This is a genomic window from Sphaerisporangium corydalis (assembly GCF_025506355.1).
Lineage (GTDB): Bacteria > Actinomycetota > Actinomycetes > Streptosporangiales > Streptosporangiaceae > Sphaerisporangium > Sphaerisporangium corydalis.
This window is the reverse complement of record NZ_JANZYP010000011.1, coordinates 110,793-124,002: the sequence shown is the minus strand read 5'-3', so window position 1 is coordinate 124,002 and position 13,210 is coordinate 110,793. Positions and strand designations below refer to the sequence as shown.

Below are 13,210 nucleotides of genomic sequence, written 5' to 3'. Positions count from 1 at the left end.
AGGAGGGACCGTTCGGCGAGGGTGAAGCGCGGCCGGACAGGCGGCCGGGATCAGGATCGTTGCGGGGTCTCGCGGTGCAGGGGGATCCCGCGGCCGAGCCCGACCTGCCGGGGAAGCCCGAGCTGTCTCTCGTTCCGCGCCACCGTGAACCCCCGAACGCTCCACGTGATGCTCGCAACGCAGCCGCCCACGCCCAGCGTCATGAGACGTCCGTCCCGGACGGTCGCCTCCATCAGGCTGAGGCTGAACGACAGGTCGATCCCGAACTCGACCCGCGTCACCCGCCGCCCGTCGACGTACACGTCCACGTAGGGGGCGTGCCGGGAGGTGATCGTGTGCTCGGCCAGGCTGACCGTCTCGGTGGTCCCGGGTCGTTCCAGGGTCGTACGGGCGGCGATCCGCAGGTCGCGGTACCGCTGCCAGCCGCCGAGCAGCACCGCCCCGAGGTCCAGCCCGCTCAGCGGCTCGCCCCCGGCCTTGGCGACGTGGCCGTTGAGCGCCTCGTGGAAGGCCGAGTCCGCCCGGCGGGCGCCGTCCTCGACGAGCTCCAGCATGCGGCGCGCCTCCAGGGCGCGGGAAAGCTCGGCCGCCGCGTTCTGGGGGTTCGCGAAGAGCAGGAGGTCGGCCGTGCTCGGGTTCGTCTCGATGTGGACCGTCACGGTGCCACCTCTCTCAGTTCCTGGCGACCGGCATCGGCATGGAGTTCGACCCGGATGTCCGGTATCCGGGGGCCTGCGGGGCGGCCTGTTCGCCCGCCCAGCGGAGTGGCGGAGGCGGTCAGGTGGAGCTCCACATGTGGCGCGGGGTCCGGGTGGGCGACGCAATGGATCGCGCTGTGCGGGCGCTCGCTCTGCGCGTGCGACGCGGGGCGTGGCGCTGGGGGCGGGACTGGGCGGGGCGGCGGCGGTCCCGTGACCGGCTGGGGTGTCCGCCGGCGGGCGAGAACGCCGCGGGCGATGAGCACCAGGCCGATCAGCAGTCCGCCCAGCACCGCGGCGGTGACCGGCCCCGTCCCGCCGGACGTACTGCCCCCGGTGTCGGTGATCGGGATGTCCACGGGACCGGTGTCGTCGCCGGGCTCCGACACCGACGGCTCCGGGGTCACGACCTCCGGCGCGGGAGTGGTGATCTCCGGTGTGGGCGTGGTGATCTCGGGGGTGGGGGTGGTCGGGGAGACCAGGTCGAAACGGACGGCCGACCTGTACAGGGCGAGGGTCCCGGCGGCCGGGTCCTGCCCGGTGACCGTCCACTCGACGCCGGCGTCCGGCGGCCGGGCGTCCGCGGTGAACCCGAAGTCGGCCAGCACGGTCTCGGCGTCGTCGCGCGGAAGGTCCCGCAGGGCCGGGACCTTCGTGCCGAGCTCCAGCGTGATCGTGTACGCCTGGTAGGGGTAGTCGGTCGAGCATTCGCTGATCTGGTAGTCGACGACGTAGGACGTCTGGCTCGTCGGCGGGTCGGAGGGGGTCTGCGTGACGGTGATGGTGTTCTTCGGCAACCCGGTCAGCATGGCCCGCGCCTGCTCGACGGGCAGCCCACTCACCTCGGGCGCCACGCATTGGCCGATCCCATTGGGCACGGGCACGAACGGGCCGGGCGTCGACGACTCGGGCACCGGGGTCGACGGGTCCGGCCCGGGAGTCGACGGCACCGGGTTGAAGGCGATGGCCAGCGCCAGCACGGCACCAACCAGCCCCCGTTGCGCGGTTCCCCGGCCGGGGAAGGCCGGTGAGAACGGCATGCGGGAGAGGAGCGGAAAACGGCGGAACATCGGCGACCCCTCGCAGAATCAGGCCATCGCGCCTGATCCTCCGAGTCTAAAAAGCACACCTGCTCAGTACATGAGTACTCCCCTACTCATATCCCCCACCTGACGCGGCCGATGTCGCATATCCCCGCCGGGCACGTCCGGTGTCGCGTATCCCCACTGGACGTGAAAGACCCCGCCAGGGAACTCCCCTGGCGGGGTCTTTCACGATCGCGGACCGGTGTGCGGGTCGCCTCTCGGCGAAAGGCACAACGCGGCTCCAGCCGAACGGTATTCCGCGAAGGCAATAGGTGAGGCCCGGGGACACCGGACACACCGGCCACGATCTAAGTAACCACGCTCGCACGAAAGATGTTCCCGGGTCCCCGAAATCACCCGCGAGCACAGAACGGATCGCTCCCGGCCGAGGGAAGTCAAGTGCTGTGGGGCAGGCCGGAGTCATTCCCGGTTCGCGAGGGTGTTTCGAACCGGGAACGGCGGGTCAGCGGCCGGAGGCGCTGGAGATGAGGGCCCTCGGGTCCGCCGCACCCGCCAGCACGCCGTCCGTACGTACGTCGATCATGTGCGCGTACCCGAACGCCCCGCTGTACGGGAGCGGCTGGACGTGGTGGCCGCGCTCGCCCAACCCGTCGCCCCAGGACGCACCCTCCTCGACGTCCAGCGACGCCCCGTCGGGGTCGGCCCAGGCGTCGAACCCGGTCAGACCGGACCCGAGCCGCCACCGGGGCGCGCTGATCGCCTCGCCGGGCGACTCCCCCGCCGCCAGCAGCCGCGCGAGTACCTGCAGGAGGATCTGCGGCTGGGAGTCCCCGCCCATCGTCCCGAGGACGGTGCGGAGCGACCCGTCCGGACGGGTCACCAGGGCGGGCGCGAGGGTGTGCGGCGGGCGGCGGCCGGGGCCGTACTCCGCCGGGTGACCGGAGGCGAGCGAGAAGCCGATGCCCCGGTTGTGCAGGTTGATGCCGGTGGCCGGCTCGAAGAGCATGCTGCCGAAGCCCGCGGCGTTCGACTGGATGAGCGACACGCCCATGCCTTCGGCGTCCACCGCGCACAGGTACGTCGTGTCGCCGGGCGAGGACAGGCCGCGGAGGCGGGCCCGGCGCGAGGGGTCGATCGTGGCCCGGCGCTCCGCCGCGGAGGCGAGCACGTCCCCGACGGACGCGCCCTCGTAGAGCACGTCGAGGCGGTCGTGCCCGGCGGCCCGGGCGGACTCGGCGAGCAGGTGCGCCCAGAGCGGGTCGGCCGGGTCGCGGGGAAGGTCGAGTCCCTCGGCGATCGACAGCGCCAGCAGCAGGAGGTAGCCCTGGGAGTTCGGCGGCATCGTCCACACGTCGTGGCCGAAGACGTGGGTGACCAGCGGTTCGACCCAGTCGGCGTTCACGCGCGCGAGGTCGGCCTCGGTGTACTCGCCCTCGTTCGAACCACCCGCGGACCGGTCGCGGCCCAGCGTGACGAGGCCCTTGCCGAAGTCGCCGAGGTAGAAGCCGTCGCGGCCCTCGGTGGCCAGCGCCTCCAGGGCGCGGGCGACGCCGGGGCGCCGGAGGAGGTCGCCGGGGGCGACGGGTGCGTCCTGGCCGGGCAGTACGCCGGCGGCCGGCGCGAGGAGCGGCGAGGCGGGGAAGCCCGCGTCGGCGTACCGGACGGCGGGGGCGAAAAGCTCGGCGAGCGGCAGCCGGCCGTACTCGGCGTGCAACGCCAGCCAGCCGTCCGCGCATCCTGGGACCGTCACCGATCGGATGTCCCGCTGGAAGGGCATCCGGTCACGGCCCTCGGCGCGCAGCCGGTCCGGATCGGCGCCCGAACCCGCCCGGCCGGAGGCGTTCAACGCCTGCGGCGCGCCGGCGCCCGCGTGGACGAGGGCGAAGAGGTCACCACCGAGACCGCACGCGTGCGGCGCGGTCACCGCGAGCACGGCATTGGCGGCGATCGCCGCGTCCGCGGCGGATCCACCCCGTTCCAACATGGTCAGCCCCGCTGAGGAGGCCAAGTGATCGATCGTACAAACCATGCCGAACGTGGCAAATCTGGTGAACTCCATGCCGGAACCTTACGACCCCTTCAAAACCCCTTGAAACCTGCACTACCGAACATCATCCAACCATCGTAGAACCCACCCAACCCAACCCTCCACACCCCAACCTCCCCCTCCCTACCCCCGCTCCCCTTTCGCCATCACGACGCCCTTACCAACAGGCGCCGACGGCCCCCTCTCGCCCTCATAACGCCTCTGCCAACGGGCGCCGACGCAGCGGGACAAGGTACGGCGAATCCGGCGCCCTGTACGACGCCAAGCCCGGCTGGAAAAGGTCCTCGCCTCCGGCTCGGGCAGTTTTCCCATGGCCTACCGGCCCTTCCGGCCCCAGACCCCATGCGCCCTCAGCGCCTGCCCCCCACCGGTGGCCGGCCTGCGAGTCGGTGAAGAAGGTCCTCGCCTTCGGCTCGGGCAGTATTACCAAGGCCTACCGGCCCTACCGCCCCACCCCGACCCCCGCCACCCCTGACCCGCGCGCTCGTCCCCTCGGCCGCTGCCGTCACATACCGGGCGCCGTCACGACGGGACGGGCACGGCGAATTCGAGGCCCCTGTGCGACGGCCAAGCACCCAACAGAGGCCACCGAACATGACACTGCATCGCTTGAAGGTTCAGGCGAACCAGGTGAACGACTGGCCGTGGGGGCGGGACCAGGCGAGTGGTGTTCCGTCCAGGGCGAGGACGGTGTGCAGCGTCTCGTCCGGGGGGTCCGGGAGCGCGTCGTAGCGCAGCACGGCCGGGTCCTCGTTCGCGATCCAGTGACCGGGCAGCCCGCGTACCACCTCCGCGAACGCCCTCCTTCTCGGCTCAGGCACGTAGAACAGCACAGCAGTGTGGAACACCACCAGCGTCGCCCCCTCCGGCGCCCGCGCGGCCAGCGCCGGCAGGTCGTCCACCACGTCGCCGCGTACGAGCAGCGGCGGATCGGCGGCGGCGACGGCCACGGCGTCCCGCAGCCGGGCGCGGCGGTGCGCGTGCTCCGGCCAGATGAGGGCGTCGAGCCACGCGACGTCCGCGGGGTCGGTCACGTCGAGCGGGTTCAGGTCCAGCCCGGCCCGCCACACCACATGGGGCAGACCGGCCGGCGGCCGCACTCCGGTCGCCGCGCAGTCGAGGACGGGCCCGCCGGAGCCGACCACGTGATCGCCGTAGCGGTAGGTGTACCGGTCGGGGTAGAGGCACAGCCCGGCGGACGCGCCCACCTCCAGCAACGCGAGCGGCTGCGGCAACGCGGCGAGCACCGGCAGCAGCACGGCGCAGCGCCCGGCCTCGTTGGTCTGCGTGGCCCGGGTGCGCATCTCCGCCTCGATCGCCGGCCAGTTCGCCACCGTGTGATCGTGGAACGCGGCCGGGTCCCCGACCGGACCGCCGAGGAACCGCACTACGCCGAACAGCAGGTTCGGCTGCCGCTTGCCCGGCGGGAGCGTGCCGAGCAGCGCGAGCACCTCGTCATCACGGGAGACCGCCAAGGCCAGCCGCTCATAGGTCGGCGACACCCCATGCGCCTCACGCGCGGCGAACTCGACATACGTCGCGGCCGTCGCCATCCCCAAAATGATCACCCCCACCCTCACCACGCCACAACGGCACCCGCCTCTAGCACCACTCCCCCAGACACAACGGCACCTGCCTCGAGCATCGCTCCCCCGGACACACCGCTCCGGCCTGGCTCCACCCAAGTACGTCACACCCCGATCCGGGGGTGGATCCATAGCCCAGGTGTCCTGCCCCGATCTGGACCGAAGCCACTCTCGGACGTCGCCTGCGCGATCTGAATCGGGGTGTCGCCCCGAGGCTGTCCATCCCCGATGTGACCGGTGCCGTCGCTGGACGCCCACCCTGCCGGGACCAGGTGTCGCCGCTAGGCGTTCCGTTCCCGGTGTGGGCCTGGGGCTGTTCTTATGTGTTCTGTCCGTGGAGTGCGGGCTTCAGGGTGTGGTGGTGAAGTCGGCGTTCTTGGTCTCCACCGTGCCGGCCGTCCGTCCCGGCGCCTTGTGGTAGGTCCAGTACAGGTTGGTGTGCGCGATGACCTGGCCCGGCGGGGGCGCACCCCATTCCGTCTGGTCCTCGGTCGTGTGAGCGTCGCTGACCAGGATCGCGTCGTACCCTCGGACGATCGCGCCGTGCAGCGTCGACCGGATGCACTCGTCGGTCTGGGCCCCGGCGACGACGAGCCGCCCGACACCGAGGCCCGACAGCACGGCCTCAAGGGTGGTCTCCTCGAAGGAGTCGGCATAGCTCTTGTCGATCAGCGGCTCGCCACCAGCAGGGACAAGCTCGGGGACGATCCGCCAGCCGTCGCTCCCCTTCGTGAGCCGTTCGTCGTCGAACTGCTGGACCCAGATGACGGGGACCTGTTCACGCCGCGCCTTGTCGACAAGGCTGCCGATGTTCGCCACGACCACGTCGCGCTCGTGATTCCCCTCCACGACGTCGTTCTGCACGTCGATGACAAGGAGCGCGGTGTTCGGCCGGTTCCCAAGTGTGCTCATGGTCTCCCCTTACTCACGCTTAGCCCTACGACCCCTCACGCTAGACCGCCCCACCGACAATCCCGCGAGGTCCAACCCGGACCACCGGGTCGTTCATCTGTGGAGGCCCGATGCGCGGACCCGCAGGCGGCTCTCCGGGCAGGCGGGCGAGACGTGGCTCACAATCCCACGGCACAACGTCACACTTCGCCACCCGCCGGCCCTCTCAGGTCACGACATCGCGAAGGAGGCACGTCATGACCATCACCGGCCAGGACTTCCGGGTGCTGCGCACCCCCGAAGATCGCTTCGAGAATCTGCCGGATTACCCGTTCGAGCCACACTACGTCGAGGTCGACGAGGGGCGGCTACGGGTCCACTACCTGGACGAGCGGCCCAAGGACCCGGCCGCCTCGGGGGAGACCGTGTTGCTCCTGCACGGCAACCCCTCGTGGAGCTATCTGTACCGGCACATCATCCCGCCGCTGGTGGCCGCCGGGCACCGGTGCGTGGCCGTCGACCTGGTGGGGTTCGGCAAGTCGGACAAACTCGCCGACCGTTTCGCCTACACCTACGAGCACCACCTCGGCTGGCTGCGCGAGGCGGTGTTCGACCAGCTGGACCTGCGCGAGGTGACCATGGTCTGCCACGACTGGGGCGGTTCGCTGGGCCTGGCCCTGCTGGCGGCGCATCCCGACCGGTTCAGCAGGGTGGTGGCCTCCAACACCCGTCTCAGCACCGGGGACGACGACCTCGGCCCGGGATGGCGGATCATGGCCGCCTGGTTGCAGGCGAGCCAGCGCACCTATCCGTACAAGCCGTCCTCGGTCGTGGACGCCTTCACCGTCACCGATCTCGACCAGGCGGTGCTGGACGCCTACGACGCCCCCTACCCCGACGAGCCTTTCCTGGGTGGCGTCCGGCAGTTCCCGCTCATCATCCCCATCACGCCCCAGGACGAGTACTCGCCCGCGCTGCGCGCGGCCTGGGAGGTGCTGGAGAAGCTGGAGCTGCCGTTCCTGTGCGCTTTCAGCGACCAGGACCACATCACCCACGGCGATCACAGCGCCTTGAGCGGACGGATCCCGGGGACCAGGGGCCGGACCCATCCCACCATCACCGGTGCGGGTCACTTCCTCCAAGAGGACGCCGGAGCGGCGCTCGCGATCACCGTGAACGAGTTCATCCGTTCAACCGTCAGGAAGCACTCGGCATGACGATCCTACGGGTGCGGGCGGCCAGCCAGCCCGCCATCGCGCGGACGCCGTGACCGATGGCCCGCTCGTCCGGGGCGAAGGTGGGGAAGTGCGGATAACCGGTCTCGACGGCGGCGCCGGGTGCGCGGACGCCGAGGAAGGTGTACGTCCCGGGAATCCGGTCAAGGAACAGCCCGAAGTCCTCACCGCTGAACGGGACCGCGGCATACAGCGTGCCCACCCGGTCGCGGCCGACCGTCTGACGCAGGTACCGCTTGATCGCCCGGCCTTCCCGCTCAGGACAGACCATGGCGGGAAACGGGTCGCTCGGGAAGGCCACCGAGGCTCCGCCAAGTGATCGCGCCAGACGGCGGATGGCGGCGCGGATCTGGACGTAGCGATCCTCCGGCCAGCAGCGGTAGGACACCCGGACCTCGACCCGGCCTTCGGTGTCGGACGCCTGAGCCTGCATGAAGACGAACCTGGAGAAGGGCCCGTCCGGTATCTGGACGTCGGCGACGAGCCGTTCGAGGTCCTGGGGAGTGACGGGCAAGGACACCGTTCCGAGCGCGCTGATCTCGGCGGCGAGCCGTTGTGCCCGCGGCATCGCGTCGGAACCCGTGAGCGTGATGACGCCGCGGTCCTCGCCGGGGTGCCCGTACCCGGGCGTCACGAGGAACTGTCCGACCGGGAAGGGCCCACAGTGCAAGGCATGGATCTCGGCCGGCCGGGTACGGGCGAACACGCCGTCGTCGAGCATCGCGGCCGCGCCGGCGAGCGTCTCCTCGGCGGGCTGGAAGACGAACATCACGGTGCCGCTGAGCCGGTCGCGCAGACGTGCCAGCACCTCCGCGACACCCACACCCACGGTGGTGTGCACATCGTGCCCGCACAGGTGGGCCGGCTGTGAGCCACCGCCCACCTGATCGCTCGGCGGTACCGCGTCCATGTCCGCTCGATAGGCCACCGTACGACCGCGACGGGCGCCGGTGAGCACTCCCACCACCCCGTGCCCGCCGACGCCCGTGGTGACGTCGAGACCGGCCGCGCGAAGCCGGCGCGCGACCACCTCGGCGGTTCGTTGTTCCTGACCCGGCAGCTCAGGGTGCCGGTGAAGGTCACGGCGCAGCTCGATCAGGCCGCGGTCCAGCCGGGACGCCACCGCGTCCACCGCATCCTGCTTCGGTGTTCCACCGCCGCCGCCGTCGGCGTGCGCCGCCCAGCCCGGCGCCAGCCCGGCGCCGGCCACCCCGGCGACGACTCCACCGAGCACGGCGCGCCGGCTGACGACGTGATCTTCTAAGTTCGACATGGATCCTCCAGCTGTCACCCGAGCACTTCGGTTGGCAAGAACCTTGTCGCACTCGACCGTTGGCGCACACTGACGCCAGCCCTTCCAGCCATGGGGGGTCACCTCTACCACGGCGCCGCGCCCCGGCCAGGGACGGCGTCCGCGGCGCTTCGCATCTGTGCGCTGACCATCCGGCGCAATGATTGGCCGGTAAGGGAGCGACCGCCCGTCCAGGGCATGAACAAAGGCGGACTCACCCTCAAGCGCCTGAGCGGGCAGGTGGCGGTCCACTTTCCTTTGTGCTTCCGGTCACGATCTTCAGTTTTGGTGGTCACGTCGGTTTTGCGTTCGAGCGCGCTCGAAGGCATAGCGTCCCCGCCGTGACCACACAGACCTGGATCATCACCGGAGCGTCCCCGCCGCGCTCGTCCGGGCGGCGGCTGCCGCTCGGGCGCGAGGCGGTCGAGGGTATCTCGCGTGCCTGCCGGCGCGGCCTTGCGGAGGTCGAGCAGTGGGCCGAGACCGCCCGCGGCGCCGGCTTCGAGGGTGTCTCCGCATCGGTACGGCCCATCTAGGCTCGTGGTCATGGCCACCGACGATCTGATGACCCGGGCGCTCGAAGCGCTTGGTGATGACGGTCCGCTGTCGGTCGAGGCGATCCGCCGCCTCGCCGACCTGGCCGATCTGCCCGAGACGATGACGATCGCCGAGGTCGCCGACCTCCTCGACATCTCGCCCCACACGCTGCGCTATTACGAGCGGGCCGGGCTGATCGAGGTGGCCCGCGACGGCATTGGTCATCGCGTCTACGACGCCGGAGCGGTTCGGCGTCTGGTGTTCCTCACCCGGATGCGGCTGTCCGGTATGCCGATGCGTGACCTGCGGCACTACATCTCGCTCGTCGATGCCGGAGGGCACACGGTGCCGGAGCGGCTCGATGTGCTGGTCGAACATCGCGACACCATCCGCCGCCGGATCCGCGAGCTGACCCTTTCCCTCACGGCGGTCGAGTACAAAATCGCCACGTACGGGGGCGCGACCGGGCCGGACGTACAGGCCCTCGGCACCACCACCGGTACCGGCCACACGGCGCTGCCGGACGAGCCGCCGCGACGGGCACTCCCGGCGGAGTGAGGGACGCCGCCGCTCGCCGGGCCGCCGGCGGTGGCCACCACGGCGGGAACCGCAGGGGCTCATCGGGCTAGTAATCGGTGTATCGACAACATCGAAACGCGGAAGGCCACGTGTGAGCACCCCCGACGTCATTCCTGAAGAGCGGGATGAGGCGTTGCTGAGGCCCCGGTCGCTTGACGACCCCGGCTGCTTCGACGACCTCTTTCGCCGGCATGCACCGCCGATCCACCGCTACGCCGCTCGGCGGCTGGGCAGCGACCTCGCCGACGACATCGTCGCCGCGACCTTCCACCAGGCGCTCAAGCACCGCCACAGCTACGACCCTGCCCGCGGGGACACGTTGTCGTGGCTGTGGACCATCGCCACCAACCTGATACGCCGTCACCACCGTTCCGAGGCACGGCTTTATCGCGCGCTCGCTCGTACGGGCTTCGACCCCGTCACCGAGGGTCACGCCGAGCGCGTCGTCGACCAGGTCACTGCGGCGACGGTGACTCCACACCTGGCCAAAGCCCTGGCGGGACTGCGCAAGGTAGATCGCGATCTGCTGTTGCTGGTCGCCTGGGGCGAACTGACGTACCAGCAGATCGCCGACGTGCTGGACGTCCCCGTGGGCACGGTCCGCTCGCGGCTGAACAGGACCCGCGCCAAGCTGCGCAAAGCTCTGGGAGAAGTGGCAAATGGATGAGATGAAGCTGCTCCGGCAGATGCGGGCCGAGATTCCTACGCCCGATCCTGACGCTCTGGCAGTGGCCGTCGGCTGGCGATCGGTGCCCCCCGCAGAGCCGCGCCGCTCGAACCGCCGGCGCTCACCCGCGCTCACTCCGAACCTGAGCCGGGGGCTGCTCGTCGGCGCTGTGTTGACCGCGGTGCTGGCGGCGGTTCTGGCGATTGGCCCGAGCGTCCTGCCCGGTGGATCGGGCGGCGCGACCTCCTACGCCAACTCCGCCATCGAGATCGAGAAGCGGAACGACCACTGGGTGGCCAAGATCAAGGACCCTCTCGCCGACCATGAGCGCTATGCCGAGGGATTCAGAGCGGTGGGCCTGGACGTGCGGCTGAGCCTCGTTCCGGCGTCCCCGGCAGATGTCGGGCGTTTGGTCGGGCTCGATGCGGACAAGACCGAGACCAGCCCGCCGCAGGAAGGTGATGGAACACCAACGCCTCGCGTCCACATGGACATCTCAGCGGGTAACGAGCCGTCCGGTTGCCAGATCGGGCAGGGCGACTGCCGCCTTACCGTACGCGTCTCCGAAGGTTTCCACGGGGCTGTGTCGGGTGAGCTGGGCCGGCCCGCACAGCAGGGAGAAACCTACCGATACCCGACTCTCGCCACAGACCCCGGTGAGGTACTCCACGGCGTCGATGCGCACGAACGGCCTGTGGCCGAGGTCCTCGACGAGATCAAGAAGCGAGATCTTCAGGTCGTGTACGAACGGGTGACCTCCCATGACGAGGGGCCGTCCACCTACATCGGGCAGCAGCGCTACAACCTGACATTCGCCCCCGTCAATGCCGGCGAGGTCGGGCCGAACTGGGTCGTCTGGCAAGCGCGGTCGATCCAAGACGGCGTGATCCAACTGCAGGTCTCGCCCGAAAAGCTCAAGCCGTTGCGCTAAACGAACAAGCCGGTGACGGGTGGTACTCCACCCATCACCGGCCCATCTGCGTTACCGGACAACGGCTCCTGACGACAGGTCAATCAGCCTGAGGGCCTCGGGCGTTACTTGAGGCGGCGGCGGACGGCCCAGGCGATCAGCACGAGAGCGGCCCACCGAAGGGGCCTGTCGGTGGTCTCCGGCGGGGGCGCGGGAGTCCTCACGCCGAACCGCGGAACGGCGTGGACGAGCCTGATCAGCACGGGGGCCGACGCCGGCATCGCGAGGAGGATGACCGTGATGGCCAGCCAGGCGGGGGTGGGGTTCCAGTAGACGTCGGCATACGCCAGGAGCATCCCGAGCGCGATGGCTGTCACGAACGCGTAGCGGACGGCGCCGAACGTGCCCTTCGACAGCTGGCGCGCGAGGTCTGTCGCCGCGGCCGTGCGCCGCAGTCGTATACGGATCAGCACGATGACCGCCAGGATCACCACGAGATAGGCGTACACCGAGGCGATCAGCCAGGCCGGTGGATGGGTGCCGAAGGAGACGTAGAGGTAGTCCAGGGAGGTGGTGGACAGCAGTACGGTCGCCAGCACCGCCACGCCGTGCAGGACGGCGCGGGCCAGCCGCTCCAGGCCGATCGTGTCGTCCCAGACGTCGCCGTCGGTGTCCTGTTCCAGGTGTGCGGCGAGTAGCCAGACGATGCCGCTGGTGAGGGCCACGGCTCCCACTCCCAGCAAGCCGCTGGCGATCATCATTTCCGACCAGACGCGATAGCAGGCCCCGCCCTTGGGGGTTTCGCCGGCGATCACCGCGAACAGGTAGCTGTTGAGCGCCAGCGCCGCGAACGCGGCGACGAACAGGCTGATGGCCGGGATCCTGCGCCGCTTGGGCCACGACTGGCTGAGCATCACCACGATGCTGGTGAACACGAAACCGGCCAGGACTCCCGCCAGCTGGGAGAGCTCGGGAGCGAGCGCGATCGGGTTCCAGCCAGACTCCGGGCAAAGGTCGTCCACGACCGCCAGTGTGCAGGAACACGCCACCCCCTGCCGGGAAGTGGTGCGTACTGCACATCTCAGACGTCATGCCCTCCACGAGCTGACACCAATTCCAAGCGGATCACTGACAGAAGCAACCTGAGGGATGCGGCCGGGGGCGGGGTTGGCTGGACGACGGAGGTGGATGTGGTGCCGGAGGACGGAGGGGTCAGTGGCGGTGGGTGGCGTCGGGGTGGGTGGGGTCGGCGGGGTGTTCGAAGCCGGGGTGCAGGCGGACCTTCTCCGCGTAGCGGCGGTCCAGCCAGGAGACGAAGGCCTGCTCGACCGCGATCTCGGTCAGTTCGGCCGCGATGCTCGCTTGGACGTCCGCGTAGGGGCGCATTCCGCCTGGTTCGATGCGGTCCACGCGAAGGGTCCACGGCCCGCCCGGTCCCTCGACCGGTCCGATCGTCTCTCCCTGGGCGGCGGAGAAGATCGCCTCTTCCAGCGTCCCGGCCAGCTCACCCCGCCGCACCGGCCCGAGGACCCGCTCCCCGGCGTGGCTCAACGGGTCAGGCCCCCCTGGGTGGGCTCCTGACCTGTCATCCCCGGCGTGGCCTGCCGAGCCATCTTCCCCGGCTCGGGCGCCTTGCCTGGTGTGTCCGGCTTGGCCTTCCGGGCCTGGCTTTCTGGGCTGGGTTCCTGGGCCGGGAGGCTTGGGGTGGGGGGCGGGGCTGGGG

Annotated in this window: 13 protein-coding genes; 5 read left to right on the top strand and 8 right to left on the bottom strand. The window is 70.3% G+C overall.

All coding sequences use genetic code 11. The annotated features are described in order from the left end of the window. Positions 1-50: 50 nt before the first annotated feature. The 5 genes from NYZ98_RS10975 to NYZ98_RS10955 all read right to left on the bottom strand — a co-directional run bounded on the left by NYZ98_RS10975 (position 51) and on the right by NYZ98_RS10955 (position 6,289). Entirely contained in the window at positions 51-659 is a 609-nt protein-coding gene (locus tag NYZ98_RS10975) for a hypothetical protein (RefSeq protein ID WP_262842496.1), read from the bottom strand. Next, positions 656-1,738: a hypothetical protein gene (locus NYZ98_RS10970; RefSeq protein ID WP_262842495.1), complete on the bottom strand. Its 1,083-nt coding sequence runs from the start codon at positions 1,736-1,738 to the stop codon at positions 656-658. The genes NYZ98_RS10975 and NYZ98_RS10970 overlap by 4 nt, the downstream gene beginning before the upstream one ends. A gap of 508 nt (positions 1,739-2,246) precedes the next feature. Next, positions 2,247-3,752 carry a gamma-glutamyltransferase family protein gene (locus NYZ98_RS10965; protein WP_262842494.1) on the bottom strand — a complete coding sequence of 502 codons (1,506 nt, stop codon included), beginning with the start codon at positions 3,750-3,752 and terminating at the stop codon, positions 2,247-2,249. Between the two features lie 656 nt (positions 3,753-4,408). Continuing rightward, a complete protein-coding gene (locus NYZ98_RS10960) occupies positions 4,409-5,344 on the bottom strand; it encodes a DUF2332 domain-containing protein (protein ID WP_262842493.1) in 936 nt (311 codons plus the stop codon). A gap of 381 nt (positions 5,345-5,725) precedes the next feature. After that, entirely contained in the window at positions 5,726-6,289 is a 564-nt protein-coding gene (locus tag NYZ98_RS10955) for a cysteine hydrolase family protein (RefSeq protein WP_262842492.1), read from the bottom strand. Between the two features lie 236 nt (positions 6,290-6,525). Between NYZ98_RS10955 and NYZ98_RS10950 the strand changes: the two genes are divergently transcribed. After that, the gene (locus NYZ98_RS10950; RefSeq protein ID WP_262842491.1) at positions 6,526-7,485 is read left to right on the top strand and encodes a haloalkane dehalogenase; all 960 of its coding nucleotides are present in this window, start codon (positions 6,526-6,528) and stop codon (positions 7,483-7,485) included. On the opposite strand, the gene NYZ98_RS10945 is transcribed toward NYZ98_RS10950, so the two are convergent. Then, positions 7,466-8,776, bottom strand: a complete 1,311-nt coding sequence (locus tag NYZ98_RS10945; protein ID WP_262842490.1) for a M20 metallopeptidase family protein — start codon at positions 8,774-8,776, stop codon at positions 7,466-7,468. The genes NYZ98_RS10950 and NYZ98_RS10945 overlap by 20 nt on opposite strands. A 359-nt stretch (positions 8,777-9,135) precedes the next feature. Here NYZ98_RS10945 and NYZ98_RS10940 point away from each other — a divergent pair, with 359 nt between their 5' ends. The 4 genes from NYZ98_RS10940 to NYZ98_RS10925 all read left to right on the top strand — a co-directional run bounded on the left by NYZ98_RS10940 (position 9,136) and on the right by NYZ98_RS10925 (position 11,508). Beyond that, entirely contained in the window at positions 9,136-9,330 is a 195-nt protein-coding gene (locus NYZ98_RS10940; RefSeq protein ID WP_262842489.1) for a hypothetical protein, read from the top strand. Between the two features lie 10 nt (positions 9,331-9,340). Then, on the top strand, positions 9,341-9,889 hold the full coding sequence (locus tag NYZ98_RS10935; RefSeq protein ID WP_262842488.1) for a MerR family transcriptional regulator: 549 nt from the start codon (positions 9,341-9,343) through the stop codon (positions 9,887-9,889). Between the two features lie 112 nt (positions 9,890-10,001). Then, entirely contained in the window at positions 10,002-10,577 is a 576-nt protein-coding gene (locus NYZ98_RS10930; RefSeq protein WP_262842487.1) for an RNA polymerase sigma factor, read from the top strand. Beyond that, positions 10,570-11,508, top strand: coding sequence for a hypothetical protein (locus tag NYZ98_RS10925; RefSeq protein WP_262842486.1), 939 nt, complete (start codon positions 10,570-10,572; stop codon positions 11,506-11,508). Before NYZ98_RS10930 ends, NYZ98_RS10925 begins: the two co-directional genes overlap by 8 nt. Before the next feature lie 104 nt (positions 11,509-11,612). Here the strand turns inward: NYZ98_RS10925 and NYZ98_RS10920 are convergent, their stop codons facing one another. Further along, a complete protein-coding gene (locus tag NYZ98_RS10920; RefSeq protein WP_262842485.1) occupies positions 11,613-12,509 on the bottom strand; it encodes a hypothetical protein in 897 nt (298 codons plus the stop codon). 190 nt (positions 12,510-12,699) lie between these two features. Continuing rightward, positions 12,700-13,038, bottom strand: a complete 339-nt coding sequence (locus NYZ98_RS10915) for a peptidylprolyl isomerase (RefSeq protein ID WP_262842484.1) — start codon at positions 13,036-13,038, stop codon at positions 12,700-12,702. Positions 13,039-13,210 lie beyond the last annotated feature (172 nt).

What these genes read in the sequence shown, in the direction of transcription:
- NYZ98_RS10970 (WP_262842495.1), bottom strand. Translation starts at nt 1,738, where the DNA reads ATGCCGTTCTCACCGGCCTTCCCCGGCCGGGGAACCGCGCAACGGGGG.
- NYZ98_RS10960 (WP_262842493.1), bottom strand. Translation starts at nt 5,344, where the DNA reads ATGGCGACGGCCGCGACGTATGTCGAGTTCGCCGCGCGTGAGGCGCAT.
- NYZ98_RS10955 (WP_262842492.1), bottom strand. Translation starts at nt 6,289, where the DNA reads ATGAGCACACTTGGGAACCGGCCGAACACCGCGCTCCTTGTCATCGAC.
- NYZ98_RS10950 (WP_262842491.1), top strand. Translation starts at nt 6,526, where the DNA reads ATGACCATCACCGGCCAGGACTTCCGGGTGCTGCGCACCCCCGAAGAT.
- NYZ98_RS10945 (WP_262842490.1), bottom strand. Translation starts at nt 8,776, where the DNA reads ATGTCGAACTTAGAAGATCACGTCGTCAGCCGGCGCGCCGTGCTCGGT.
- NYZ98_RS10935 (WP_262842488.1), top strand. Translation starts at nt 9,341, where the DNA reads ATGGCCACCGACGATCTGATGACCCGGGCGCTCGAAGCGCTTGGTGAT.
- NYZ98_RS10925 (WP_262842486.1), top strand. Translation starts at nt 10,570, where the DNA reads ATGGATGAGATGAAGCTGCTCCGGCAGATGCGGGCCGAGATTCCTACG.